The sequence below is a fragment of the Pseudomonas fluorescens genome, assembly GCF_002022275.1.
Lineage (GTDB): Bacteria > Pseudomonadota > Gammaproteobacteria > Pseudomonadales > Pseudomonadaceae > Aquipseudomonas > Aquipseudomonas fluorescens_AJ.
On sequence record NZ_MSDF01000051.1, the window covers coordinates 16,507 to 42,684 of the forward strand.

Annotated in this window: 17 protein-coding genes; 15 read left to right on the plus strand and 2 right to left on the minus strand. The window is 61.0% G+C overall.

Going from position 1 to position 26,178, the window contains the following annotated elements; translation table 11 throughout:
- Positions 1-376: 376 nt before the first annotated feature.
- From BFW87_RS24725 to pgm, 3 genes are all read left to right on the plus strand, one after another.
- Positions 377-1,798: a hypothetical protein gene (locus BFW87_RS24725; RefSeq protein ID WP_078742332.1), complete on the plus strand. Its 1,422-nt coding sequence runs from the start codon at positions 377-379 to the stop codon at positions 1,796-1,798.
- Positions 1,795-3,201 (plus strand): PLP-dependent aminotransferase family protein, encoded by a 1,407-nt coding sequence (locus BFW87_RS24730; RefSeq protein WP_078742333.1) that lies wholly within the window; start codon positions 1,795-1,797, stop codon positions 3,199-3,201. The genes BFW87_RS24725 and BFW87_RS24730 overlap by 4 nt, the downstream gene beginning before the upstream one ends.
- A gap of 105 nt (positions 3,202-3,306) precedes the next feature.
- Positions 3,307-4,953 (plus strand): phosphoglucomutase (alpha-D-glucose-1,6-bisphosphate-dependent), encoded by a 1,647-nt coding sequence (pgm, locus tag BFW87_RS24735; RefSeq protein WP_078742334.1) that lies wholly within the window; start codon positions 3,307-3,309, stop codon positions 4,951-4,953.
- 105 nt (positions 4,954-5,058) lie between these two features.
- Here pgm and BFW87_RS24740 read toward each other — a convergent pair whose 3' ends face one another.
- Positions 5,059-5,754 carry a pirin family protein gene (locus BFW87_RS24740; protein WP_078742335.1) on the minus strand — a complete coding sequence of 232 codons (696 nt, stop codon included), beginning with the start codon at positions 5,752-5,754 and terminating at the stop codon, positions 5,059-5,061.
- Positions 5,755-5,973: 219 nt separating this feature from the next.
- Between BFW87_RS24740 and BFW87_RS24745 the strand changes: the two genes are divergently transcribed.
- Positions 5,974-8,421: a UvrD-helicase domain-containing protein gene (locus tag BFW87_RS24745; RefSeq protein WP_078742336.1), complete on the plus strand. Its 2,448-nt coding sequence runs from the start codon at positions 5,974-5,976 to the stop codon at positions 8,419-8,421.
- 183 nt (positions 8,422-8,604) lie between these two features.
- Here BFW87_RS24745 and BFW87_RS24750 read toward each other — a convergent pair whose 3' ends face one another.
- A complete protein-coding gene (locus BFW87_RS24750; protein ID WP_078742337.1) occupies positions 8,605-8,877 on the minus strand; it encodes a DUF1652 domain-containing protein in 273 nt (90 codons plus the stop codon).
- Positions 8,878-9,132: 255 nt separating this feature from the next.
- Between BFW87_RS24750 and BFW87_RS24755 the strand changes: the two genes are divergently transcribed.
- The 11 genes from BFW87_RS24755 (at position 9,133) to BFW87_RS24805 (ending at position 26,040) form a co-directional block, all read left to right on the plus strand.
- Positions 9,133-9,942: a helix-turn-helix transcriptional regulator gene (locus BFW87_RS24755; RefSeq protein WP_078742338.1), complete on the plus strand. Its 810-nt coding sequence runs from the start codon at positions 9,133-9,135 to the stop codon at positions 9,940-9,942.
- Positions 9,943-9,991: 49 nt separating this feature from the next.
- Complete coding sequence (locus tag BFW87_RS24760; protein ID WP_078742339.1) at positions 9,992-11,398, plus strand: NAD(P)/FAD-dependent oxidoreductase; 1,407 nt, start codon at positions 9,992-9,994, stop codon at positions 11,396-11,398.
- Between the two features lie 26 nt (positions 11,399-11,424).
- A complete protein-coding gene (locus tag BFW87_RS24765; RefSeq protein ID WP_078742340.1) occupies positions 11,425-11,766 on the plus strand; it encodes a cupin domain-containing protein in 342 nt (113 codons plus the stop codon).
- 60 nt (positions 11,767-11,826) lie between these two features.
- The gene (locus BFW87_RS24770; RefSeq protein ID WP_078742341.1) at positions 11,827-12,906 is read left to right on the plus strand and encodes a polyamine ABC transporter substrate-binding protein; all 1,080 of its coding nucleotides are present in this window, start codon (positions 11,827-11,829) and stop codon (positions 12,904-12,906) included.
- 517 nt (positions 12,907-13,423) lie between these two features.
- Positions 13,424-14,857 (plus strand): serralysin family metalloprotease, encoded by a 1,434-nt coding sequence (locus tag BFW87_RS24775; protein ID WP_078742342.1) that lies wholly within the window; start codon positions 13,424-13,426, stop codon positions 14,855-14,857.
- Between the two features lie 48 nt (positions 14,858-14,905).
- Positions 14,906-15,274: a protease inhibitor Inh/omp19 family protein gene (locus BFW87_RS24780; RefSeq protein WP_078742343.1), complete on the plus strand. Its 369-nt coding sequence runs from the start codon at positions 14,906-14,908 to the stop codon at positions 15,272-15,274.
- Between the two features lie 102 nt (positions 15,275-15,376).
- Positions 15,377-17,131 (plus strand): type I secretion system permease/ATPase, encoded by a 1,755-nt coding sequence (locus BFW87_RS24785; RefSeq protein ID WP_078742344.1) that lies wholly within the window; start codon positions 15,377-15,379, stop codon positions 17,129-17,131.
- Complete coding sequence (locus tag BFW87_RS24790) at positions 17,128-18,429, plus strand: HlyD family type I secretion periplasmic adaptor subunit (RefSeq protein ID WP_078742345.1); 1,302 nt, start codon at positions 17,128-17,130, stop codon at positions 18,427-18,429. The genes BFW87_RS24785 and BFW87_RS24790 overlap by 4 nt, the downstream gene beginning before the upstream one ends.
- A 2-nt stretch (positions 18,430-18,431) precedes the next feature.
- Entirely contained in the window at positions 18,432-19,766 is a 1,335-nt protein-coding gene (locus BFW87_RS24795; RefSeq protein ID WP_078742346.1) for a TolC family outer membrane protein, read from the plus strand.
- A 30-nt stretch (positions 19,767-19,796) separates the two neighbouring features.
- A complete protein-coding gene (eprS, locus tag BFW87_RS24800; protein ID WP_078742347.1) occupies positions 19,797-22,754 on the plus strand; it encodes an autotransporter serine peptidase EprS in 2,958 nt (985 codons plus the stop codon).
- 178 nt (positions 22,755-22,932) lie between these two features.
- The gene (locus BFW87_RS24805) at positions 22,933-26,040 is read left to right on the plus strand and encodes an autotransporter outer membrane beta-barrel domain-containing protein (protein WP_078742348.1); all 3,108 of its coding nucleotides are present in this window, start codon (positions 22,933-22,935) and stop codon (positions 26,038-26,040) included.
- The last annotated feature ends 138 nt before the right edge of the window (positions 26,041-26,178 follow it).

Sequence of the window (26,178 nt, forward strand, 5' to 3'; positions counted from 1 at the left end):
TCAATACGGCGTCTGCATGCCGTCGAGGGAACGGCTACTTTCAACAAAAGTTGAATTCGAGAGGTGTGCGAACCGTAAAGGCAGGTGCGTATTATTTGTCGGATAGTTCTTTTAATTTAGAGCTAAAGGGCTGTAGGAGGCCGTCGGAATATTCCTAGGCTCGCTGCAGGCAGCTGCCTGGGGCTTGGTGCTGGGGCTTTTGGCGCCGGGAAGCGCTGAAAGCAGTCAAGTCAGCAGCCCATGTCGGTTTGTTGCAGGGTGCTAGTGTTGTTTATCGGGACACTGTGCTTCTGCGACCTGTTTGCCGACGCAATACAACGAGCAAATACTTTTAACAGTTGCTTGAAACTGATATTACAACTCAGGTAGTCGAACGATGAGCGCTATTCACGAACAAGCGATGAATTATGTTTACCAGCAAGTTCTGCAACGTTTGCTTGGGTACTTCAATCGCGCAGAACGCACGGCACTTCAATTATTGATCCAGCGTATTGTTGTGGCCGCCGGAGGCACGGAGCAGGTGGGGGATTACAAGGTGCTGGTGGCGCATGGTGGCGGCGAAGTCAGCAGCTACACCCTCGCGATGTTGCGCGCTGCGCAGTTGACCATTGCCGGGCGGGCCCCCAGAACGTTCCAGCTGCGGGTTGCCACACTGCGCCACGCGGGTATGACCCAGGGCACACTCGACACGCTGCATCGCGGCTACGGCCGGCTGTTTTTCCATGATGACCCGCGGGTTGAGTTGTTGATGGTGGAAAATGACGAGGTGTTGCCCTTCAACCACCAGCGCCCGGCGTCTGCCTCCGGGCGTGAGACCAGCCAGCGCAACATGTTGATGGTGGGGCACCTGAGTTCGGGCGATATTCGCGCGACACTGTGTAACGACACCTACTTGACCCTCGGAGATTTCTTTCAGCGTGTCACCGCCTGGAACGGTGGCGTGCACGCGGTCGTCAGCGGTGATTCGGCGCGCAAGCAAGGCCAGTTCCTCTCCTGGCTGAAAAAAAGCGCTCAGGCGGCGGGCGCGCAGATGCCGACGAGCAAGCCCTCATCGCTCAACGGGGTGTTCGCGCGCATGTGCCAATGGAGCGAAGACGTCACCCGTGACCTGTTCGGCGAGCACTATGCACCCAAGCCGGATGCCAGCCCGGGCGGGCACCATCACTTGGCGTACATCGGTATAGCCGACCTGCTGGAGGGCAGCGACCGTACGCGTGGGCCGTTGTTGGCCGAGTTCATGGCCTACGCCCCGGACCCGCTGGGCTTTCATTTGAGCCACCCGGACTACGCCCTCGCGCCGCTGATGGCGCACCTGCGAGGTTTGCAAGCCGAATGCTTGCGGGCGTTGGAATATGAGGCGGGCGTCGAAGAGTTCCTCATGCAGGCGCAAACGTACCTGCGCCATCGCCAGGCGCCCGAAGCGCTGCTTTCCGAGGTGTCCAGTCGCGAAGGGCGGATTGCATCGGTCAGCCACGCCCAAGCGTTTTTCGGGCTGGATGAGGGGCAATTGATGTGCTTGTTGTTTTCGCCTTTCATCCATCACGGTGAACGGCTTGAAGGCTATTTGCGCCAGTGCCACCCGGGGATGTTGGTGGCTTTGCCTGAACTGCACAAAGTATTGCAGGGCAAACCCGCCGCCGAGATGTTGCAGCAGTGGGTGAGCGATGCCAGCGGGTTGCCGCTGCCTTTGCTCCAGCACCTGTATCGCAAGCGTCCGGTCACTCGCAACCCCGGTAGTGCAGCCAGCGAGCGTCGTGCGCAGACCGGCAAAATGGCCTTCCAGCTGTCCGGTCGATGACGCTGCGTGGTGAACGGCAGGCAGATTTCGCCTATCAAGCGGTGTATCGCTACATGGTCAACCTGATCAATGAAGTGAGCACCGATACTCGGGTGAAGCTGCCGTCCCTGCGCCAATTGTCGCTGCGCCTGAATGTTTCGATTTCCACCATCCAGTACGCCTACTCGCTGCTGGAGAAAGAGGGTCGGGTGTACTCGGTGGCAAAGTCGGGCTACTACGCCTGGCCGCTGGCTGGCAGCCAGGCGGTCGGGCAGGGCGGCGATTTGCTCGAACGCCTCTACGGTGCCGCGCGGCTCCCGGGCATGGTGGTACTCAGCGGCGATGAACCGGCGTTATTGGCGTCTTTGGACGCTACGCTGCTGCGATTGGAGCGGGACCTGGTGCGCCAGTACCCGCGTCAAGCGCAGCCCTGGACTCAACCTTGCGGTGTCTGGGAACTGCGCGCGGCGCTCGCGGCGCGCTACACCTCATCGCCCACGCGCTGCTGGCATGCGGACGACGTATATGTCGGCGCCGACCTGCGAGGCGTGCTGGATATTCTGATCGATGTGCTGGGCCTCAGGGGCACTACGATCATTGTCGAGTCCCCCTGTGACTGGCTGATCCTGCGGTTGTTGCAGAGCGCCGGGATACGCCTGATCGAACTGCCCTGGGCGCCTGACGCCAGTCTGGACCTGTCGGCGCTCGAGAGGGTGTTGCTGGACGAGCCGGTGCAACTGGTGCTGCTGTCATCCGCCGTGAGCCAGCCTTCGGGGGTTGCCATGTCGGTTCGCGACCGAATGGAGGTGGCGCACCTGCTGGACCAGCACGGTTGCTGGCTGCTCGAAAACGACACCTATGGCGAGCTGAGTTTCACGCCGCAAACGGCGGCACTGCGCGATCTGATGGACCCTGAACGCGTGATCGTATTTTCGTCTTTCGAAAAAGTGCTCGGCCCGGAAGCGCCCTATGGTTACGTGCTGTCCCGGCACTTGAGCGGCGAGTTGCAGCGCCAATTCCTGTTGCGCTCGTTTCGATTGTCCGCCATCCGCCAGCGCGCGATCGCCCGGCTGTATCACAGTGGGCGGATCGACCAGCATTTGCGCGCCTTGCGCCGTGTGCTGCACGAACAAGCGGTTGAGATGAGCCGTCGTCTGGATCTGCACCTCGGGGAGCAGGTCAATTACCGCATGCCGGCAGGCGGCGCCACCTTCTGGCTGGGCTCGACCCACGCGGTGGACATGCGCCAAGTGTTCCAGTGTTTGCTGGCCCGGCAGGTGGTGGTGGCGCCGGGCGAGCTGTTCAGCGTCGGCGGCCTGCATCACCAGCACCTTCGCGTGAGCAATAGCTTCCTGGAGGAGCCGGACATGGAGATCGCGCTGGCGGCCGTGGGCGAGGCACTGCGCCAGGCTCAGATGGCGTGAGTGTACGAAATTTCTCTTTGTGAAGTGGGATCGATACCGTCGCGCAGCAGTCGAACTCTCAGTAAACTGTCGTTTTTTCCAAACCCTTCTTTTCGAGGTTCATGCATGACAATCAGTCCTTTTGCGGGCAAGCCGGCGCCAGCTCAACTGCTGGTGGATATCCCGCGACTGGTCACGGCCTACTACACCGGCCAGCCTGATGCAGCGATCTCCACCCAACGCGTGGCCTTTGGTACTTCCGGGCACCGTGGCAGCTCGTTCGAGCTGAGCTTCAACGAATGGCACGTGCTGGCAATCAGCCAAGCCATCTGTCTGTACCGGGAAGCCCAAGGCATCAATGGCCCATTGTTTGTCGGCCTGGATACCCACGCGCTGTCCACACCCGCGGGCGCCAGCGCCCTGGAAGTGCTGGCCGCCAACGGCGTGCACGTGATGCTTGCAGAGGGCGATGAGTACACGCCGACCCCGGCCATTTCCCACGCCATCATCTGCTACAACCGTGGTCGCACCAGCGGCCTGGCGGACGGCATTGTCATCACGCCGTCGCATAACCCGCCCCAAAGCGGCGGCTACAAGTACAACCCGCCAAACGGCGGCCCGGCCGACACCCACGTGACCAAGTGGATCGAAGCCAAGGCGAACGAGCTGCTGGCCAACAAATTGGCCGGCGTCAAGCGCATCACCCACGCCCAGGCGCTCAAGGCCGACACCACGCATCGCCATGATTACCTCAACAGCTACGTGGCCGACCTGGTCAATGTGATTGACATGGACGCCATCCGCAGCGCCGACCTGCGCCTTGGTGTGGATCCGCTGGGCGGAGCAGGGGTGCGCTACTGGTCGGCGATTGCCGAGCACTACCGTTTGAACCTGGATGTGGTGAACACCGAAGTCGATTCGACGTTCCGTTTCATGAGCGTGGATTGGGACGGCCAGATCCGTATGGACCCATCCTCCAGCTACGCCATGCAAGGGTTGATCGGCCTCAAGGAGCGTTACGACGTGGCCTTCGCCTGCGACCCGGACCACGACCGTCACGGCATCGTCACGCCGTCCGGTGGCCTGCTGGCGCCGAATAACTACCTGGCCGTGTCCATTGACTACCTGTTCCAGAACCGTTCTGACTGGCGCGCCGATGCGGCCGTGGGCAAGACGGTGGTCAGCAGTGGCCTGATTGATCGCGTGGCGGCGCGTATCGGCCGTCGCCTGTACGAAGTGCCAGTGGGCTTCAAGTGGTTTGCCGATGGCTTGTTCGAAGGCTCGCTGGGCTTTGGCGGTGAAGAAAGCGCCGGAGCGTCGTTCCTGCGCAAGGACGGCAGCGTGTGGAGCACCGACAAGGACGGCTTGATTCCGGCCTTGCTCGCCGCTGAAATGACTTCACGCAAAGGCCAGGATCCAAGCCAGATCTACCGTGGCTTGACCGACGCCTTGGGCGAGCCCTTCGCGATTCGCGTCGACGCCAAAGCCACACCCGCGCAGAAAGCCTTGCTGGGCAAGCTGGCGCCTGAGCAGGTCACTAGCACCCAACTGGCCGGGGAGAGCATCCAGCAGATCCTCAGCCACGCGCCGGGCAACAACCAGGCAATTGGCGGCTTGAAAGTGATGACCGAAAACGGCTGGTTCGCAGCGCGACCTTCCGGCACCGAAGACATCTACAAGATCTACGCCGAAAGCTTTATTGGCGAAGATCACCTCAAGCAACTGGTGGAAGAGGCGCAAGTGCTGGTAGATGGCGCAATCAGCGCCAACTGACACTCAGCTGCAAATTGTGGCTTGCCTGCAATGTCTGTGGGCAGGCCACTTTCGAAGTGTGGGAGAGTTTGAGCTCCCACAGTTTGATTGGGGCAGGGCTGTGGATCAGGCCAGGTCGACCAACACGATCTCGCTGTCCTCAACCGCCATCACCCGCAACACCTGCTCATCCTCAACCGCCACACCGTCTCGCGCTTGCGCACGCAGACCATTGACCTCAATCACCCCGGTGGCCGGCACCAGATAGGCCCGGCGTCCGCTGTCCAGTCGATACTCGGCACTTTCCCCGGCTTTCAGGTTGGCGGCGACCAGGCGTGCATCCGCACGAATGCGCAGGCTTTCGCTGTCACCGGCCTTGCCGCTGGCCAAGGTCACAAACCCTTCGCGATCACCTTTTGGAAACGGTTTGGCCCCCCATGAAGGCGGCAGCCCGGCTTCGTTCGGAATAATCCAGATCTGAAAAATCTTGGTTGGCGTAGCTTCCAGGTTGTACTCACTGTGGGCAATCCCGGTGCCAGCGCTCATCACCTGCACATCGCCGGCTTCGGTGCGGCCCTTGTTACCCAGGTTGTCTGCATGGCTGATGGCGCCTTCACGCACGTAGGTGATGATCTCCATGTCACGGTGCGGATGCTGCGGGAAGCCGGTGCCGGGTGCGATGATGTCGTCGTTCCATACCCGCAGGTTGCCCCAGTGCATGCGCTTGGGGTCATGGTACTCGGCGAAAGAGAAATGATGATGGGCGTCAAGCCAGCCGTGGTGGGCGCCGCCCAGCGAAGTGAAAGGTCGAAGTTCAAGCATGGTCGTCTCCTGTGGATGGTGGCCATCATCCAGCAGTGCATGATCGATAAAAAGCGTAAAAAATGCTGGATTACTATCCATTAATTCGATTGATAAGTGGCGTTTTGACTTTCACTTCATCGCCTAACTGTATGACACAAAAGTAATTGGCTGGAACTCGGCGCCGATTCCGGCGACCATGGGGCATTCGCCAAAACCATCCTCATCGCTGGAGTCCGCGTGCCGCAACAAACGCCTGATTTGCCCCCCGAACTGCTCCCTCTGGCAGAAATGCCCCTGTTCAAACGCCTGGCCGCCCGCTTGTTCGGCCATGGCTTGACCCGTTTGCGTGCGCAGCACCGGTTTTCCTGGCTGCACGGGCAGGCCGACGGCTTCCGCAGCGGCCACGAGGCGGGCGTGGAGTATGGTTATCGCGAGGGCAAGGCGGACGGCATCGAGGAAGGCCGGCAGGTATTGCTGATCCGCGACTACCGTCCGGACGAGCACAAAGCACCGGGCGTAGATGACAGCCTGTTCGACGATTGGCGCCTGCCGCTGACCGCCGACGTCAAAAAACGCATGAAGGTGGATGTGGCGCGGCTGCTGCCGGCCCATGCACAGCCGAGCGCCGCGCAATGGAAGATGATCTTCAGCGATACGCCCTCGACCTCGGTGATTGCGGGCGCCGGTGCCGGTAAATCCACCTCTCTGGTGCTGCGCATTCTGCTGCTCACCCATTACCTGGGTTTTGAGCTGAGCTCGATGACCGTGGTGACGTTCACCCGTGAATCGCGCAAGGACTTCATCGACAAGCTCATGGAAATACTCGGTGTGTGGGGGCAACCCCTTGGCATCAAAGAGGCTCAGGCCGTGGTGCGGACCTTTCACTCGCGGATTCTGCCCATGGTGCGCAGCCTGCCAGGGTTCGAGCGGCTGCAAGCGTTTGAGAACCTCGGCAGCGGCGTCGAAGACGCCGACAGCAACCCGTTCGACCTGCGCATCAACGATGCCCAACGTCAGCAGATGAACGCCTGCTACCACCGGCTGCACAGCCAGCATGAACGTTTCCGTGAACTGATCGTGCCCCTGGCGCGCCATGGCCTGCAGCTCAAGGAGCTGGAGCGCGACCACCCGGACGTGCAAAAGCGCATGGCCGTGACCGAGCTGGCGGCCAAGCGCGACGACGAACTGTGTGACGTGATCGAAGACCTGTGGTTTCGCGCCGGTGCCTGGCCGATCAAAGGCATTGAGCCCAGTCGCCAGACCTTCGAAATCAATGGCGCACAATTTCACTGCCATGGCTATATCCCGGAGCTGGATGCCTGGGTAGTGCTGGGTTTTGATTCGCGGGAAAACGCCCAGATCAGCCGGCCGAACTCGAAACTGTCGGTGCGCGCAGAGTGGGCGGTAAAGCGTACCCTGTTTCAAGCTTTCTGCCGTAAGCCATTGATATGGATGGATAGTTACGATTCATCAAGGCGACTTACAAGCAGCCTGGCAGGCGATGCGGCAGCCGGGCCTGGTTTTGATTACAAGGTCAAGGGTGAGCTGGCTTCAGCGCCGTTACTGGACAGTTTCGTCATGGCTGCCGGGTTTATCGAAAACCTCGGCCTGGACGTACCGACCGCTGTGGGGCAGATGACTTTCGCCAAGGACGACCCGGATCGTTTTTATTTCGAAGCCTTGAGCATTTTCTGGAAGGCGCTGGAAGACCACTTGCTCGACCAGTCGCCGCCGATCATAACTTATAACCGCATGTTCTCGTTGTTCGGCGAAAACACCCCGGAAAACCTCAAATTGCTTAGCGATCCGTTGTTGCGCCCCATGTCGCACCTGATGATCGATGAGTTTCAGGACGTGTCGCCACAGATTGTCTCGTGGGTTCGCGCCAGCCTGCGCGAAATCCGTAGCCGCGGTCCGGCCATGCACGTCGGCCGGGGCGCGCAACGTTCCTCCTTGTTGTGTGTGGGGGATGACTGGCAGTCCATCTATGGCTGGCGCGGCAGTGCGCCCAAGTACTTCATGGAATTCAACAAGGAGTTTGTCTCGCCGAGCACTACCCGCGTGATGCTCGGTGAGAACTACCGCAGCCACCAGCACATTATTGATGCCGCCGAACATATCGTGCGCGCAGCCCCGGCAATCCCCGGCAAAAAAGCCAAGGCCTGCGGTGTACCGAAAGCGCTGGTGCCGGTCAAGGTGCTTGAGCGTGATGATGCAGCGCTGGGTCGCCAGCTGATGGAGCACTATCAGAGAGGTGATTCAGTGTTAATGCTGTATCGAAAAAGTAGCGATAAGCTACTGATTCAAGAGCATATTCAGTCCGTAGTTAATGTGGATTCTAGTTTGCCGTCGCACTCCAGAAGATTGAAACAGCTGACCTATCACAGTGCCAAGGGTCTGCAGGCGGACGCGGTTTTTCTGCTTGGCGATTGCCAGCATGTCACCAGTTCGCCTTACAAAAACCAGGTCTACCGCATGGCCGGCCTGGGTAATAGCGGCGACAGCGAGCCGTATGACACCGCGCAAAAAGACGAAGTGCTGCGCCTGGCCTATGTCGGTATCACTCGGGCCGTGAGCCATTGCTACTGGTATGTGGAAAAGCCGGAAGGCCAGGGCGTGAATGTGCCCCGGGCGTCGGAGCGGGTTGACGGCAATAAGGCGTTTTTTGATGATCAGCGCCGCTAGACGTCGAATCCAAGTTAACTGTGGGGGCAGGCTGTTGTGGGGGTAGGCTTTTGTGGGAGCTGGCTTGCCTGCGATGCAGACACCTCGGTGTATCAGCCTTACCGTGGTGATGCTATCGCAGGCAAGCCAGCTCCCACAGAGCCCGGTTCACACATTGGAGAGTTGTCGCCTGATAATTTGGGATCAGGCCCGCAACGACAGCGGCGGCACGAAACACTCCAATTCATCTTCCACGGCTTCAATGATCCGCTCCACATCCGCGGCATTCATCACGGTAGCGCAGGGAATGCCGGCAATGGCAATCAGCGTCTCGCCGCTGGCGCGGTCAAACAGGCGGGCGACCATACTGCCGGGGGCATCCATGCTCCCCTCAAAGCCCATTGGATGAAAATGCCAGCGCATCAGCTGGCAAGCGTTGGGGAACGTCACTTTGTTCATGTTGCCCACCTGTTTCATTGAGCGCTTCCTTTAGCTCGCGGCAGGGGCCAGACCTTCACTGGTCATGGCGTCGATACAGTCCAAAATAGCATTCGTTCGCACCCCCAAGGTGAGTTTTTTTGCTCCGTTCGGCAGTTCTTTTCGGATAGTTTGACGTGGGTCATGTCCTGTAAAAAACTAGGCGAAAGGCCACTAGTCAGAAGTGCCAATTGACCATTGAAGGCGCCGGTAAAATTCGGCAACCTCAACCGTTTATCCGCCCTGGAACCTCCTATGCCAGACATCGCCCCAGCCGATGATTGCCAACACTCCCAAGCCACCGGCGAGTTGGTTCTGCGACATCACTTGTGCTGGCGTCATCGCGACCTGGATGGCGTGATGTCCTACTACCACCCCGACATTCAATACCACGACTTTTTCCAGAACCGCGTGGTGGGTTACGCCGAGCTGCGTGAATACCTGCAAGCCAGCATGCCGCGTGGCGCCGACGAGGCGATCGAGCACACCGACCGCATTCGCGCCGACGGCGACACCGCGTTCATTCAGTACCGCATTACGCTGCGTGGCGGCCAGGGGCTGGTGTCGTTTCGTACCAGCGAAGCCATCACCGTGCGTGACGGGTTGATCTGGCGAGTCAATGAATACGCCTCGTTGGTACACGAACAGCCCGCTCAGGCGATGCGCCCGACGGTCAGCCGCCTCGGCCTGTCACCCCAGCAACTGGGGCATATGGCCAAGGATTTACAGCAGTATTTTGAGCTAAAGCAACCGTATCTCGACCCCGAACTGGACCTGCAACGCGTGGCCAGGGAGTGTGGTTACAGCCGCAACCAGATTTCCTACCTGTTGAACCAGGTACTGGGGCAAAGCTTCTACCGCTACGTCAACAGTGCCAGGCTCCAGCATTTGCTCGCTGCGCTGGAAACGGCGGCGCCGCCGATCAAAATCGATGATCTGGCCTTTGCCGCCGGTTTCAATTCACTGTCGGCGTTCTACAGCGCGTTTCGCCAGCACACCGGCCAATCGCCCAAAGCCTACGTCAAACAAATTTCCCTGCGTGCACGCGCGCAAGACAGCCCGTAACCCGGCGCTCTAGGATCGACCCTATCGAAATGAGGTAGGGGAGCTTGGCATGCCGGCATGGCGCAACATCAGTTTATGGATGGACCAGTTGGACGATCCGCTGATCGCGCGACCGTCGCTGGAACATGACCTGGACGTCAACGTGGCCATTATCGGGGCTGGCTACACCGGCCTGTGGACCGCCTACTATCTGAAACGCCAGGCGCCCGAGCTGAAAATCGCGATTATCGAAGCGCAGACTGCCGGTTTCGGCGCGTCGGGCCGTAACGGTGGCTGGTTGATGGGCAACTTGCTCGGCGAAGACCGTTTGCTGGCGGGCCTCAATCCTGAACAGCGCCGCGCCTCGTATGACTTGCTGCACGGCATTCCGGATGAAGTGGCCCGCGTGCTGGCCCGCGAAGGCATCGATTGCGACTACCGCAAAGGCGGCGCGCTGTATTGCGCCGCACGCTACCCCGAGCAGGAAGGCAGCCTGCGTCGCTACCTGGACAAACTTCACGCCCAAGGCCTCACCGACGATGACTACCGCTGGCTGAGCCCACAGCAATTGGCCGAACAGATTCGTATCGCCAAACCTTATGGCGGTATCTATGCACCCCATGTCGCGACCATTAACCCCGCCAAGTTGGTGCGTGGCCTGGCGCGGGTCGTGGAAACCATGGGTGTGGCGATCTACGAAAACAGCCCGGTCACCGCGTGGCAATCCGGCAGCCTGCGCACCGCCAAGGCCAGTGTGCGGGCAGCCTGGGTGGTGCCGGCAGTGGAGGGTTACGCCAACACCTTGCCGCCGCTTGGGCGCTATCAGTTGCCGGTGCAGAGCTTGATCGTCGCCACCGAGCCACTCGCCGCGAGCGTCTGGGATGAAATCGGCTTGAGTAACGGTCAGGCGTTTGGCGAAAGCAGCCGTCAGGTCACCTACGGCCAGCGCACGGCAGACAACCGCTTGGTGTTCGGCGCCCGCGGCGGATACCAGTTCGCCGGAAAACTGCGCCACAACTTCGATTTGACGGACAGCGAAGTGGAGCTGCGTCGCTACCTGTTCGGCGAACTCTTCCCACAGCTTAAAAAGGTCAGGATTACCCATTCCTGGGGCGGCAACCTTGGCATGTCGCGCAATTTCCGACCCCATATGCTCTGCGACCACAAAACCGGCATCGCGCTGTCCGGTGGTTATGGCGGGGAGGGCGTCGGTGCCACCAACCTGGGTGGCCGCACCTTGGCCGATCTGATCCTCGGCCTCGACACGCCTCTAACCACGCAACCCTGGGTGATCCGCCAGCGCGGCCTCGACGCGCTCAAGGCCTGGGAACCCGAACCGTGCCGCTGGCTGGGCTACAACGCGATCATTCGCAGTTTTGTCCATGAAGACCAGGTGTTGGCGAACCCCAACACCGCCCCTTGGCGCCGCAAATTGGCGACGAGCGTGGCCGGGTTCATGGAAGGCTTCATGCATTAATCCGTTTCACTCACACGGGAAAACCCATGAGCATCACTCAATTCAAAGACACGCTGAATGCCCACTTGCCGGACGCCTCACCGGTGGCCGTGCCTCTGGGCGAACCGGTGGCCGTGGCCTCGACCTTGAGCGTGGAGCGCTCCGACGGCGTCGAAACCGGCATCTGGGAATGCACCCCGGGCCGCTGGCGTCGGCAGATCAAATCCCAGGAGTTTTGCCACTTCATCAGCGGCCGCTGCACCTTCACCCCTGACAGCGGTGAAGTGGTTCACATAGAAGCTGGCGATGCACTGATGTTGCCAGCCAATAGCACCGGTATCTGGGATATCCAGGAAACCGTGCGCAAGACCTACGTACTGATTCTGTAACGCTTTGATCCTTGATCGCCTGCCATAAAAACAGCCCTAAAACCGCCAGGAAATCGAACCATGAAAGCCATTGCCCTGTTGCCCTTGATGTTGGTGGCCTCTATCAGCCAGGCCGCCGAGACGGTGAAGATCTACAACTGGTCGGACTACATCGCGCCGGACACCACCAAGAATTTCCAGAAAGAAACCGGCATCGGTTTCACCTATGACGTGTACGACAGCAACGAAACCCTCGACGGCAAGTTGATGACCGGTAAATCCGGTTACGACGTGGTGTTTCCGTCCAACCACTTCATGGCCCGGCAGATTCAGGGCGGTGCGCTGAAAAAGCTCGACAAGAGCCAGTTGCCGAACTGGAAAAACCTCAACCCGGTGCTGCTCAAGGCCCTGGAAAACAACGACCCGGGCAACGCCCACGGCTTCCCGTACCTGTGGGGCAGCACCGGCATCGGCTACAACATCGACAAGGTCAAGGCGGTGCTGGGCGACAACGCCCCTGTGGATTCGTGGGACCTGATCTTCAAACCCGAGAACATGGCCAAACTGCAGAAATGCGGCGTGGCGATCCTCGACAACGGCCCGGAACTGCTGCCGGCCGCGCTGAATTACCTGGGCCTGCCGCACCACAGCAAAAAGGCTGAAGACTACAAAAAAGCCGAAGACTTGCTGATGAAAGTGCGGCCTTACGTGGCGTACTTCCACTCCTCAAAATACACCGCTGACCTGGCCAATGGTGATATCTGCGTGGCCGTCGGTTTCTCCGGCGACATCCTGCAGGCCGAAAGCCGCGCCAAGGAAGCCAAGAACGGCGTGAACATTGGCTACAACATTCCCAAGGAAGGCGCCGCGATCTGGTTCGACATGGTCGCCATGCCCGCCGATGCACCGGATGAAAAGGCGGGCTATGCGTTCATGAACTACCTGTTGCGCCCGGAAGTGATGGCCAGCATTACCAACTACGTGCACTACGCCAACGGCAACAGTGCGGCCGACAGCCTGGTAGACCCGGCGATCAAGTCGGACACCAAGGTGTACCCGAGCCCGGAAATGATGGGCAAGCTGTTTGCGCTGGAGGCGATGCCGCTGAACATCGACCGGATTCGTACGCGGGTGTGGAACACCATTCGGACCGGCAAGTAGGCGTGATACAGCACCCATGTGGGAGCTGGCTTGCCTGCGATAGCGTCCCGTCAGTTGGCCTGGATGGTGACTGACGCTGCGCTATCGCGGGCAAGCCCGCTCCCACCTGTTTGACTGAGTGTGCACCAATAAGGGAGTGTGTCCCGGTAATAGGGGGCAAGTTTAATTATTAGTGTAAGTAGTGGCTCTTTAATGTTGCTAATGACACCGTGACAATATATTGGATCCATTATCTAAGTACGCCGCCTGGCAGAGGCGGCTTTAGCGCTATTTAATATTTAAATATGAGTGCGCGGAATTTTCTGCAGTAAACGCAATCACCCCCAACAAACGCTGCACGGCACTTCCTCAAGTTGAATCTACGTCACATTTTCATCGTTGAAATATTTGTAGACGAAAGATTTCAAGTTGTGTCAGTTTCGATACGCCTTCAAAAGAGGCGAGTGATAGGACGATCTCGCCCGCGAGGTTCCTATCGACCAAAGACTGATGCACTTGCAAACAAGGAAGTACGTTTATGTCAAAAGTAAAAGACAAAGCTATTGTATCTGCCGCGCAAGCCAGCACTGCTTACTCGCAAATCGATAGCTTTAGCCACCTGTACGACCGTGGCGGTAACCTCACGGTCAATGGCAAACCGTCCTGGACCGTGGACCAGGCAGCGGACCACCTGCTGCGTGATGGCGCCTCGTACAAAGACGTGAACCACAACGGCAAGATCGATCTGACCTACACCTTCCTCACCTCGGCTTCCACGGCAACCATGAACAAACATGGCATCTCCGGGTTCAGCCAGTTCAACGCCCAGCAGAAAGCACAGGCCGTACTGGCCATGCAATCCTGGTCGGATGTCGCCAACGTGAGCTTTACCGAAAGCGCCACGGGCGGTGACACGCACATGACCTTCGCCAACTACAGTGGTGGCCAGGCCGGTGCAGCAGCCTTCGCCTACCTGCCCGGCACCGGCGCAGGCTACGACGGCACTTCGTGGTACCTGACCAACAACAGCTACACGGTCAACAAAACGCCGGACGTGAACAACTATGGTCGGCAGACCCTGACCCACGAAATCGGCCACACCCTGGGCCTGGCGCACCCTGGCGACTACAACGCCGGGACCGGCAACCCAACCTATCAAGACGCGGACTATGGACAGGACACGCGTGGCTACAGCGTCATGAGTTACTGGAGTGAGAGCAACACCAACCAGAACTTCAGCAAAGGCGGCGTCGAGGCTTACGCTTCTGGCCCGCTGATCGACGACATTGCCGCGATCCAGAAGCTCTACGGCGCCAACTACAGCACCCGCGCCGGTGACACCACCTACGGGTTCAACTCCAACACCGGGCGTGATTTCTATAGCGCCACATCCAATGCCGACAAGCTGGTGTTTTCGGTATGGGACGGTGGCGGCAACGACACCCTGGACTTCTCCGGTTTCACCCAGAACCAGAAGATCAACCTCACTGAAGGTTCGTTCTCCGACGTTGGCGGCCTGGTGGGCAACGTGTCCATCGCCAAGGGCGTGACCGTCGAGAACGCGTTTGGTGGTGCGGGCAATGACCTGATCATCGGTAACAACGCAGCCAACCTCATCAAAGGCGGTGCCGGCAACGACATCATCTACGGCGGTGGCGGTGCAGACCAGCTGTGGGGCGGCGCGGGCAACGACACCTTCGTGTACGGCGCCAGCTCCGACTCCAAGCCGGGTGCAGCCGACAAGATCTTTGACTTCACCTCGGGTTCGGACAAGATCGACCTGTCCGGCATTACCAAAGGTGCAGGCCTGACCTTCGTCAATGCGTTCACCGGACATGCCGGCGATGCTGTGCTGAGCTATGCCTCGGGTACCAACCTGGGCACCTTGGCCGTCGACTTCTCGGGTCACGGCGTGGCGGATTTCCTCGTCACCACCGTTGGCCAGGCAGCCGTCAGCGACATCGTGGCGTGATGTAAAACGCGCGGCGCTCCGGCGCCGCGTTCCAGGACGGAGCTTTAAATGCCGCGTTTTTCCCATTTGATCGCCTGTGTGTTGCAGGTGTTGTTCGTGTCGGCAGGAGCCCAAGCAATGGCGAGCAGTCTCGTATTACCCAGCACCGCCCAACTGGCCGGGCACTGGGAGTTGAAGCAACAGGATCAGGTCTGCGCGCTGGACCTGCTGGAACAGGCCAACGGCCTGGCCGGTGATGTGGCGTGCGCCGAACAATGGCTGGGCGACAAACCCCTGAGCTGGTCGCCGACCCCCGACGGTATCTGGCTGATGAATGCCGAAGGCAGCGGGATCACCCATTTGAATCGCCAGAAAGAAGGCGAATACAAAGGGCGCACGCCGTCTGGCGCTGAAGTTGTGCTGCAACGAACTCCTTAATAAAAAGTTATAAGCATATAACTTGATTTATTAGTTGGCTGCCTCTTAATCAGGGGTTGGGGCAACTATTGCGCGTTATTCCTTCAGGGAAGATCAAACGATATGGCGAAGTCCCATGCGGTTGCGCCCTTGTTTCGGGCGTTGGGTGAATACAAGAGTATTTTGATCAGTGTCGGCTGCTTTACCGCATTGATTAACCTGTTGATGCTGGTGCCGTCGATTTACATGCTGCAAGTGTATGACCGCGTGCTGTCCTCCCAGAATGAAACAACACTGGTGATGTTGACGCTGATGGTGGTGGGCTTCTTTGCGTTTATCGGCACATTGGAAGTCGTGCGCAGTTTTATCGTGATTCGTATCGGCAGCCAGTTGGAGCGGCGTTTCAACTTGCGCGTGTACAAAGCCGCCTTCGAGCGCAACCTGCGCAGCGGTCAGGGGCACGCCGGGCAATCGTTGGGCGACCTGACCCATATTCGCCAATTCCTCACCGGGCCTGCGTTGTTCGCATTTTTCGACGCGCCGTGGTTTCCCATCTACCTGTTCGTGATTTTCCTGTTCAACGTATGGCTCGGCGTGTTGGCCACCGCGGGCGCGGTGCTGCTGATTGCACTGGCGTGCCTTAACGAATACCTGACCAAAAAGCCCTTGGGCGAGGCCAGCGGCTTTTCCCAGCAGTCCACCCAGTTGGCCACCAGCCATTTGCACAACGCCGAGACCATTCAGGCGATGGGCATGCTCGGCGCGCTGCGCAAACGCTGGTTTGCCGTGCATTCGCAGTTTCTCGGTTTGCAGAACAAGGCGAGTGATACCGGTTCGGTGATCACTTCGCTGAGTAAAAGCCTGCGCCTGTGCCTGCAGTCTCTGGTGTTGGGCTTGGGCGCGTTTCTGGTGATCAAGGGCGAAATCACCGCCGGGATGATGATTGCCGGTTCCATTCTGATGGGGCGCGTACTGAGCCCGATCGACCAGCTGATTGCCGTGTGGAAGCAGTGGAGTTCGGCCAAGTTGGCGTACCAGCGCCTCGACGAATTGCTGCGCGAGTTCCCGCCTGAAGTCGAGCAGATGGCCTTGCCGGCACCCAAGGGCTACGTGAGTTTCGAGCAGGTCAGCGCAGGCCCGCCGGGCAAGCGCGTGGCGACGTTGCATCAAGTGAGCTTCAACCTCGGGGCGGGCGAAGTGCTTGGCGTGCTGGGCGCGTCCGGCTCTGGCAAATCGACCCTGGCCCGTGTGCTGGTGGGGGTGTGGCCAACATTGGCGGGCACCGTACGGCTGGACGGCGCCGACATCCATCGCTGGGACCGCGACGACCTCGGCCCCCATATCGGCTATCTGCCCCAAGACATCGAATTGTTCAGCGGCAGCATCGCCGACAACATCGCGCGCTTTCGCGACGCAGACCCGGCGCTGGTCGTGCAGGCCGCGCAACAAGCTGGCGTGCACGAGCTGATTCTGCGCTTGCCCCAAGGCTACGACACCGTGCTGGGCGACAACGGCGGCGGCCTGTCGGGCGGCCAGAAACAACGAGTTGCCCTGGCCCGCGCGCTGTACGGCGGGCCGCGCCTGATCGTGCTGGATGAGCCCAATTCCAACCTCGACACCGTCGGCGAGGCCGCGTTGGCCAGCGCCATTGTGCAGATGAAAGCCCAGGGCAGCAGTGTGGTGCTGGTCACTCACCGCTCCTCGGCACTGGCCCAGGCCGACAAATTGCTGGTGTTGAACGATGGCCGTTTGCAGGCGTTCGGGCCAAGCCAGGAAGTGCTGCGCGCGTTGTCGGGCCAGCAGCAGGAAGCACCACGGGAAAAGGCCGGCGTGAGCCTTAGCCGTCAGTATTCAGCCGGAAGGAATCCAGGCGCATGAGCAGCCTTACTTTTGAACAGCGTGACGCCGGGTTTTTCGTAAAAATGGGCTGGTTGCTGACGATTGTCGGCGCTGGCGGCTTCTTCCTCTGGGCCAGCCTGGCGCCATTGGACCAAGGCATCCCGGTGCAGGGCACGGTGGTGGTGTCCGGCAAGCGCAAGGCCGTGCAAACCTTCAGCCCCGGTGTGGTCAGCCGGATTCTGGTGAAGGAGGGCGAACTGGTCAAACAAGGCCAGCCGCTGTTCCGCCTTGACCAGACCCAGAACCAGGCGGATGTGCAGTCCCTGCAAGCCCAATACCGCATGGCCTGGGCCAGCGTCGCGCGCTGGCAGAGTGAGCGGGATAACCACTCGGCGATTACCTTTCCTGCCCAACTGAGCGCCAATCCTGATCCGGCCCTGTCGCTGGTGCTGGAAGGCCAGCGCCAACTGTTCAGCAGCCGCCGCGAAGCCTTCGCCCGTGAACAGGCAGGCATTCGCGCGAACATCGACGGCGCCACCTCGCAATTGGGTGGCATGCGCCGCGCCCGCAGTGATTTGTCGAACCAGGCCCAATCCCTGCGTGATCAACTGGCCAACCTGCAACCCTTGGCCGACAACGGCTATATCCCGCGCAACCGCTTGCTCGATTACCAGCGCCAACTGTCCCAGGTGCAGCAGGACCTGGCGCAAAACGCTGGAGAGAGTGGCCGGGTGGAGCAGGGCATCCTTGAATCACGCCTGAAGTTGCAGCAGCACAGCGAGGAATATCAAAAGGAGGTGCGCAGCCAACTGGCCGACGCGCAACTGCGCAGCCTGACCCTGGAGCAGCAACTCACCTCGGCCGGGTTCGACCTGCAACACAGCGAAATCAACGCGCCAGCCGACGGCATTGCGGTCAACCTGGGCGTGCACACCGAAGGCGCCGTGGTGCGTGCCGGTGAAACTCTGCTGGAAATCGTGCCTCAGGGCACGCGCCTGGAAGTGGAAGGGCATCTGCCGGTGCACCTGGTGGACAAGGTCGGCACACATTTGCCGGTGGACATTCTGTTCACCGCCTTCAACCAGAGCCGCACCCCGCGTGTGCCGGGGGAGGTCAGCCTGATTTCCGCCGACCAGATGCTCGATGAAAAAACCGGCCAGCCGTATTACGTGCTGCGCACCACCGTCAGCGAGGACGCGCTGGCCAAACTCCATGGCCTGGTGATCAAGCCCGGCATGCCTGCCGAGATGTTCGTGCGCACCGGCGAGCGCTCCTTGCTCAATTACCTGTTCAAGCCGCTGCTCGATCGCGCCGGCTCCGCGTTGACTGAGGAATGAGCATGAAGTCAGTGTTCATTTCCCTGCTGTTGGCCTGTGGCAGTGCCCAGGCGGCCATGGGCCCGTTCGATGTGTATGAGCAAGCCTTGCGTAACGATCCGGTGTTTCTCGGCGCCATCAAGGAACGCGATGCGGGCCTGGAAAACCGCACCATCGGCCGCGCCGGCCTGTTGCCGCGGCTGTCTTACAACTACAACAAAGGCCGCAACAACTCCGAGGCGCATCTGCCGGACGGGCGCGGCGGCAGCTATCGCGACGACCGCAATTACAACAGCTACGGCTCGACCTTCAGCCTGCAACAGCCGCTGTTCGACTACGAAGCCTACGCCAACTACCGCAAAGGCGTGGCCCAGGCGCTGTTTGCCGATGAAAGTTTTCGCGACAAGAGCCAGGCGTTGCTGGTGCGGGTGTTGAGCTATTACACCCAGGCGCTGTTTGCCCAGGACCAGATCGACATCGCCCGCGCCAAAAAGAAGGCGTACGAGCAGCAATTCCAGCAAAACCAGCACTTGTTCCAGCAGGGTGAGGGCACGCGCACCGACATTCTGGAAGCCGAGTCGCGCTATGAGCTGGCCACCGCCGAAGAGATCCAGGCGCTGGATGAACAGGATGCGTCGTTGAGGGAGTTGGGCGCATTGATCGGCGTGCAGAGCGTCAACATCAACGACCTTGCGCCGCTGAATCAGAGCTTTGCCGCGTTCACCCTGACCCCGGCCAATTACGACACCTGGCACGAACTGGCGATCAGCAATAACCCGACCCTCGCATCCCAGCGTCAGGCCGTGGAAATAGCGCGGTATGAAGTCGAGCGTAACCGCTCCGGGCACTTGCCCAAAGTCACGGCCTACGCCAGTTCACGCAAGCAAGAGTCGGACAGCGGCAACACCTACAACCAGCGCTATGACACCAACACCATCGGCATCGAAGTCAGCTTGCCGCTGTATGCCGGTGGCGGCATTTCGGCATCTACCCGCCAGGCCAGCCGCGGCATGGAGCAGGCCGAGTACGAGCTGGAAGGCAAGACCCGCGAAACCCTGATCGAGCTGCGTCGCCAGTTCAGCGCGTGTCTGTCGGGTGTGAGCAAGCTGCGCGCCTACCAAAAGGCCCTGACCTCTGCCGAAGCGCTGGTGGTCTCGACCAAGCAAAGCATTCTCGGCGGCGAGCGGGTCAACCTCGACGCGCTGAACGCCGAGCAGCAGCTCTACAGCACGCGTCGCGACCTGGCGCAGGCGCGGTACGACTACCTGATGGCCTGGACCAAATTGCACTACTACGCGGGCAACTTGCGCGACACCGACCTGGCCAAGGTGGATGAGGCTTTCGGCCCGGTGAAATGAGCACGTATAAAAACAATAAGGATGGTTTAAATGATCACCGATTCACCACGTTTCAAACCCTTCACCGCAGGCTCGTTGCTGCTGTTGTCCGTTGCGGCACAGGCGGCATACACCGAGACCGGCCAGCCGGGTAACCCCGCCAGCTGGCGTTCTGCCGAGTTCCAGAGCGACTGGGGCCTGGGTCGCATGAAGGCGGATGAAGCCTACGCCGCCGGGATCACTGGCAGTGGTGTCAAAATCGGCGCGCTGGACTCGGGCTTTGATCCCACCCACCCGGAAGCCTCCAAAGAGCGTTTTCACGCGGTCACCGCCACCGGCACGTATGTTGATGGCAGCGCCTTCAGCACCACCGGTGCGCTCAACCCGAACAACGACTCCCACGGCACCCACGTCACCGGCACCATGGGCGCGGCGCGCGACGGCGTGGGCATGCACGGCGTTGCCTACAACGCGCAAGTCTATGTGGGCAATACCAACGCCAACGACAGCTTTCTGTTTGGCCCGACGCCAGACCCCAAGTATTTCAAAGCGGTGTACACCGCGCTGGTGGATTCCGGCGTGCGTGCGATCAACAACAGCTGGGGCAGCCAGCCGCCGAATGTCAGCTACCAGACCCTCGGCGACCTGCATGCGGCCTATGCGCAGCATTACAACAAGGGCACCTGGCTGGACGCGGCGGCGGATGTCGCCAAGGCGGGCGTCATCAACGTGTTCAGCGCCGGTAACAGTGGCTACGCCAACGCCAGCGTGCGTTCGGCACTGCCGTATTTTCAGCCGGAACTGGAGGGCCACTGGCTCGCGGTGTCGGGGCTGGACAAGGCCAATAACCAGAAATACAACAAGTGCGGCATCGCCAAGTACTGGTGCATTTCCACCCCCGGTGCGCTGATCAATAGCACCATTCCTGGCGGTGGCTATGGCGTGAAATCCGGCACCTCGATGTCGGCGCCGCATGCCACCGGCGCGTTGGCGCTGGTGATGGAGCGCTATCCGTACATGACCAACGAGCAGGCGTTGCAGGTGCTGTTGACCACCGCGACCCAGCTCGACGGCTCGATCACCCAGGCGCCGAATGCCATTGTCGGTTGGGGCGTGCCGGACCTGGGCCGCGCGATGCGGGGGCCTGGGCAATTGCTTGGCGCCATGAACGTGAATCTGGCCGCAGGGCAGGGCGATGTGTGGAGCAACGGCATCACCGATCAGGCCTTGATTCAGCGCCAGGCAGAGGACCGTGCCGAGCACACCGCGTGGCAACAAACGCTGATCGACAAGGGCTGGCAAAACGGCGTGGGCGCGACTGCCAGCCAGCAGGATCAAACCGACTACGCCGTCGGCACTGCGCGTGACTTGGCTGCCGCGAACCGCGTGTATGAAGGCAGCCTGATCAAATCCGGCGCTGGCAGTTTGGTGCTGAGCGGCGACAGCACCTATCGCGGTCCGACCACGGTCAACGGCGGCTTATTGGCCGTGAACGGCTCGCTCACCTCGGCGGTGACCGTGAACAACAGCGGTACGCTCGGTGGCTCCGGGCGCATTGCAGCGTTGTCGGTGAACAACGGTGGCACCGTGGCGCCGGGCAATTCCGTGGGCACCTTGCAGGTCGCAGGTGATGTAAACCTGGGCGCGGGCTCCACCTATGCCGTGGAACTGACCCCCACCAGCAGCGACCGCATTGTGGCAGGCGGCAAGGCGGTTCTGGGCGGGGGCACCGTGACCCTGGCGCTGGAAAACAGCCCTACCTTGCTCAGCCAGAGCCAGGCCCAAAGCCTGATCGGCCGGCAGTACAACATTCTGCAAGCGGCAGGCGGCGTTCAGGGGCAGTTCGGGCAAGTGTTGCCCGGCTATCTGTTCGTCGGCGGCACCCTCGACTATGCGGCCAATGGCGTGCAACTGGCGGTGGGGCGCAACGACACCGCCTTCGCCAGCGTCGCCGCCAACCGCAATCAGCGCGCTGTGGCCGCCGCCGCCGAGCAACTGGGCGCGGGCAACCCGGTGTACGAAAGCGTGCTGCAGTCGGATTCCATTGCCACCGCCAGGCAAGGTTTGCAGCAGCTCTCCGGCGAAATCTACCCGGCGGTGGGCGCGATGCTGATCAACGACAGCCTGCAATTGCGCGACGCCGTGGGCGAACGCTTGCGCCATGTGCCGGTGAATGGTGAAAGCAACCTGTGGCTCAAAGCCCTGGGGGCCTGGGGCAAGGCTGACAGCCGCAGCGAAACTTCGGGCTCCACCACTTCCATCGGTGGCCTGCTGGCCGGTGTGGACGGCGCGCTGGACGAGCAAACCCGCGTGGGTGTGGTCGCCGGCTACAGCGACAGCTCACTGAACATGGGCAGCGGCACGCACTCGTCGGCCTCCGTCGACAGCTATCACTTCGGCGCGTACGTCGGGCGTGAACTGGGCGACTGGCGCGTCAGCGTCGGCGGTGCCTACAGCTGGCATCGCGGCGATGTGAAACGTGACCTGCAATACGGTGACGTCAGCGGCAAGCAAAAAGCCAAGCTGGATGCGCGTACTGCCCAGCTGTTCACCGAGGCGGCCTATCGCATTCACCTGCAACCCCTGGCGCTGGAGCCGTTCGCCAACCTGGCCTATGTGCACCTGGACAGTGATTCGTTCCACGAAAAAGGCGATGCCGCTGCGCTGGAACGCGGCAGCGACCGACGTGATGCGGTGCTCAGCACCCTGGGTGTGCGTGCGCTGAAAACTTTGCCCTTGAATGACCATCAGCAACTGGAGCTTTCCGGTTCGCTGGGCTGGCAGCACAGCCTGACCGCTGTTGAGTCCGAGGAACACCTGGGGTTTGTCGCGGGCGGGCCGTCGTTTGCCGTGCGCAGTACGCCGTTGTTGCGTGACGCCGCGCTGGTGGGTGTGCAGGCCAGCCTGGCGCTGAGCCCGACCACGCGGGTGAACCTGGATTACAACGGGCAGTTGGGTGGCCGCGAGAAAACCCAGGGGGTGGGTTTGAGCCTGAACTGGCAGTTCTAAACAACACTGCTCATCAAAAAATGTGGGAGCTGGCTTGCCTGCGATAGCGGCGGGTCAGTGGTGAAGATGCTGGCTGACACACCGCTATCGCAGGCAAGCCAGCTCCCACATTGGATCGGCGGTGTTGGGTGGAGATGATTTTCAAATAAGTGCAATAAGAAAACTAAGGAAGGTCACCGTGAACAAACGCAAGTCAGGGTTAACTACCGCCACTCACACAGGCCCGGGCTACCCGCTCAAGGCTTTGAGCTGCGTGCCATACGGCGCGCTGCTGTGCTGCCTGGCAAGCCTGGGGACCGCCCAGGCCGCACCCTATGTGGAAACCGGCAAACTGGGCGACGCCGCCAGTTGGCGCAGCAACGAGTTCAAGGCCGATTGGGGCCTGGGCGCGGTGCATGCAGATGACGCCTACGCCGCCGGCTACACCGGCAAGGGCGTCAAGCTGGGTATCTTCGACCAGCCGGTGTACGCCCAGCACCCGGAATTCGCCAGCCCCGACAAAGTCGTGACAGTGGTCACCGAGGGCATTCGCCAATACACCGACCCGTACATTCCGGTGAAGGCGGGCGATGCGTTCCGCTATGACGGCACGCCGTCCAAGGATTCCAACGGCAAGCTGGGCAACCATGGCACCCACGTCGGCGGGATTGCCGCCGGTAACCGCGATGGCGGGCCGATGCATGGCGTGGCGTTCAATGCGCAAATCATCACGGCGGAAAACGGCGACCCGGGGCCGGAAGACGGGATCATCCTCGGCAACGACGGTGCGGTGTACAAAGCGGGTTGGGACGGGCTGGTCGCCAGCGGCGCGCGGATCATCAACAACAGCTGGGGCATCGGCATCGGCGATCAGTACGCCAAGGGCGGTCGCGATCCGGCGTTCCCGAACTTCACGGTGAATGAAGCGCAGGCCCAGTTCAACGTCATCCGGCCACTCCTCGGCACCCTCGCCGGCGGTGCTTATCAGGGAGCAATCGATGCGGCGCGCAGTGGCGTGCTGACCATCTTTGCGGCGGGTAACGACTACAACCTTAACAACCCGGATGCGATGTCGGGCCTGGCGTACTTTGTGCCGGAGATCGCGCCGAACTGGCTGTCGGTCGCGGCGTTGCAGCAGAACCCGAACACCGCGAGCCCTGATCCCTACGTGATCAGCACGTTCTCTACGCGCTGCGGTTATGCGGCGAGCTTTTGCGTGTCGGCGCCGGGCACCAAGATCTTCAGCTCGATCATCAACGGCACCGACCTGAGCAACTTGACCACCGACTGGGCCAACAAAAACGGCACGTCCATGGCGGCGCCCCACGTGGCCGGCGCGGCCGCCGTGCTGATGGAACGCTTTCCCTACATGAGCGGCGACCAGATCTCCACGCTGCTCAAAACAACCGCCACCGACCTCGGCGCGCCGGGCATCGATTCGCTGTACGGCTGGGGCATGATCAACCTGGGCAAGGCAGTGAATGGCCCGGGGATGTTCATCACCGCTGAAGATATCCCGGCCGAGTTTCGCATCGACGGCGCCTATGGCAGCGGGCAGTTTGTTGCGGACTTGCCAGGTGTCGGCGCCGTGGTGGACGCCGGCAAGCCGACTCAGCGCCTGTGCACCGACGTGCATTGCGGGCGCGACGTGTGGAGCAATGACATTTCCGGGCATGGCGGCCTGACCAAGCAAGGCATCGGCACGCTGGTGCTGACCGGCGCCAACACCTACAGCGGCCCCACGCTGGTCAACCAAGGCTTGCTGGCAATCAATGGCTCGGTCACTTCCGACGTCACTGTCAGCCAGAACGGCGTGGTGGGCGGTTCGGGGCGAATCGGTTCGTTGTCCGCAAAAAGCGGCGGTACCGTGGCGCCGGGCAACTCCATCGGCACGCTGAATGTGGCGGGCAACGTCACCTTTGATGCGGGCTCCACTTACGCGGTAGAGCTGTCGCAAACCAGCAGCGACCGCATCGTCGCAGGCGGCACCGCCACGCTCAACGGCGGCACCGTGACCCTGGCCCTGGAAAACAGCCCGACGCTGCTGACCAACGCCCAGGCGCAAAGCCTGATCGGCCGCCAGTACAACATCCTGCAAGCGGCGGGCGGCATTACCGGCAGCTTTGCTGCGGTAGTGCCCAATTACCTGTTTGTCGGCGGCACGCTGAACTACGCGCCGACCGGTGTGCAGCTGGATGTGGTGCGCACCAACAGTTTCGCCAGTGTCGCTACCACGCCGAACCAGCGCTCCGTGGCCGCCGCTGCCGAGCAATTGGGCGCGGGCAATGCGGTGTATGAAAGCCTGCTGCTGGCGCCGACGGCCGCTTCGGCACAAGGCGCGTTCCAGCAACTGTCCGGCGAAATCTACCCGGCGCTGCAGAGCGCGCTGGTCAACGACAGCCGCTACGTGCGCGAAGCCGTGGGCGAGCGTCTGCGCAACGGTGAGATGGGCGCGTCGAGCCAGACCGTCGACAGCCGTGGCAACGTATGGGTCAAGGCATTGGGGGCGTGGGGCAAGACGGACAGCCGCAGTGACACGGCGGGTTACACCACTTCAATCGGCGGCTTGCTCGCCGGTGTAGACGGTGCGCTCGATGAGTCAACGCGTATTGGCCTCGTGGCCGGCTACAGCGATACCTCGCTGAACATGGGCAGTGACACCCATAGCCGCGCTTCGGTGGACAGCTACCACTTTGGCGCATACGCGGGCCATGAAATCGGCGCCTGGCGTCTGAGCGGCGGCGCGACCTACAGCTGGCACCGCGCTGACGTGAAACGTGACCTGCAATACGGTGATGTCGCCGGCAAGCAGAAAGTCAAAACGGACGCGACCAGCACTCAGGTGTTCGGTGAAGCGGCATACCGCGTCAACCTGCAACCCCTGGCTCTGGAGCCGTTCGCCAACCTGGCTTACGTGCACCTGGACACCGATGGGTTCACCGAGAAGGGTGATGCCGCCGCGCTCAAGGGCCACGACGATACGCGCGACGTGGTGTTGAGCACCTTGGGTGTGCGTGCGTTGAAAACCTTCAACGTGAATGACCATCAGCAGCTTGAGGTGTCCGGCACCCTGGGCTGGCAGCACAACCTGAGCAGCACGGATTCGGAGCAGCACCTGGCGTTTGCCTCGGGCGGCCCGTCGTTTGCGGTGGAAAGTGCGCCGATGGTGCGCGATGCGGCGCTGGTCGGTGCGCGGGTGAGCCTGGCGCTGAGCAAGGATGCGCGGGTGAATTTTGACTACAACGGCTTGCTCGCCAGCAAGGACAAGGTGCATGGGGTGGGGTTGAGCCTGGACTGGGCGTTCTAAAAAAACTTTGTGTGGGAGCTGGGCTTCTGTGGGAGCTGGCTTGCCTGCGATGCAGGCGCCTCGGTGAGTCAGTCAGACCGAGGTGATGCCATCGCAGGCAAGCCAGCTCCCACACAAGCTCGGCCCTTAAACAGGCTA

What these genes read in the sequence shown, in the direction of transcription:
- BFW87_RS24725 (WP_078742332.1), top strand. Translation starts at nt 377, where the DNA reads ATGAGCGCTATTCACGAACAAGCGATGAATTATGTTTACCAGCAAGTT.
- BFW87_RS24730 (WP_078742333.1), top strand. Translation starts at nt 1,795, where the DNA reads ATGACGCTGCGTGGTGAACGGCAGGCAGATTTCGCCTATCAAGCGGTG.
- pgm (WP_078742334.1), top strand. Translation starts at nt 3,307, where the DNA reads ATGACAATCAGTCCTTTTGCGGGCAAGCCGGCGCCAGCTCAACTGCTG.
- BFW87_RS24740 (WP_078742335.1), bottom strand. Translation starts at nt 5,754, where the DNA reads ATGCTTGAACTTCGACCTTTCACTTCGCTGGGCGGCGCCCACCACGGC.
- BFW87_RS24750 (WP_078742337.1), bottom strand. Translation starts at nt 8,877, where the DNA reads ATGAAACAGGTGGGCAACATGAACAAAGTGACGTTCCCCAACGCTTGC.
- BFW87_RS24755 (WP_078742338.1), top strand. Translation starts at nt 9,133, where the DNA reads ATGCCAGACATCGCCCCAGCCGATGATTGCCAACACTCCCAAGCCACC.
- BFW87_RS24760 (WP_078742339.1), top strand. Translation starts at nt 9,992, where the DNA reads ATGCCGGCATGGCGCAACATCAGTTTATGGATGGACCAGTTGGACGAT.
- BFW87_RS24765 (WP_078742340.1), top strand. Translation starts at nt 11,425, where the DNA reads ATGAGCATCACTCAATTCAAAGACACGCTGAATGCCCACTTGCCGGAC.
- BFW87_RS24770 (WP_078742341.1), top strand. Translation starts at nt 11,827, where the DNA reads ATGAAAGCCATTGCCCTGTTGCCCTTGATGTTGGTGGCCTCTATCAGC.
- BFW87_RS24775 (WP_078742342.1), top strand. Translation starts at nt 13,424, where the DNA reads ATGTCAAAAGTAAAAGACAAAGCTATTGTATCTGCCGCGCAAGCCAGC.
- BFW87_RS24780 (WP_078742343.1), top strand. Translation starts at nt 14,906, where the DNA reads ATGCCGCGTTTTTCCCATTTGATCGCCTGTGTGTTGCAGGTGTTGTTC.
- BFW87_RS24785 (WP_078742344.1), top strand. Translation starts at nt 15,377, where the DNA reads ATGGCGAAGTCCCATGCGGTTGCGCCCTTGTTTCGGGCGTTGGGTGAA.
- BFW87_RS24790 (WP_078742345.1), top strand. Translation starts at nt 17,128, where the DNA reads ATGAGCAGCCTTACTTTTGAACAGCGTGACGCCGGGTTTTTCGTAAAA.
- BFW87_RS24795 (WP_078742346.1), top strand. Translation starts at nt 18,432, where the DNA reads ATGAAGTCAGTGTTCATTTCCCTGCTGTTGGCCTGTGGCAGTGCCCAG.
- eprS (WP_078742347.1), top strand. Translation starts at nt 19,797, where the DNA reads ATGATCACCGATTCACCACGTTTCAAACCCTTCACCGCAGGCTCGTTG.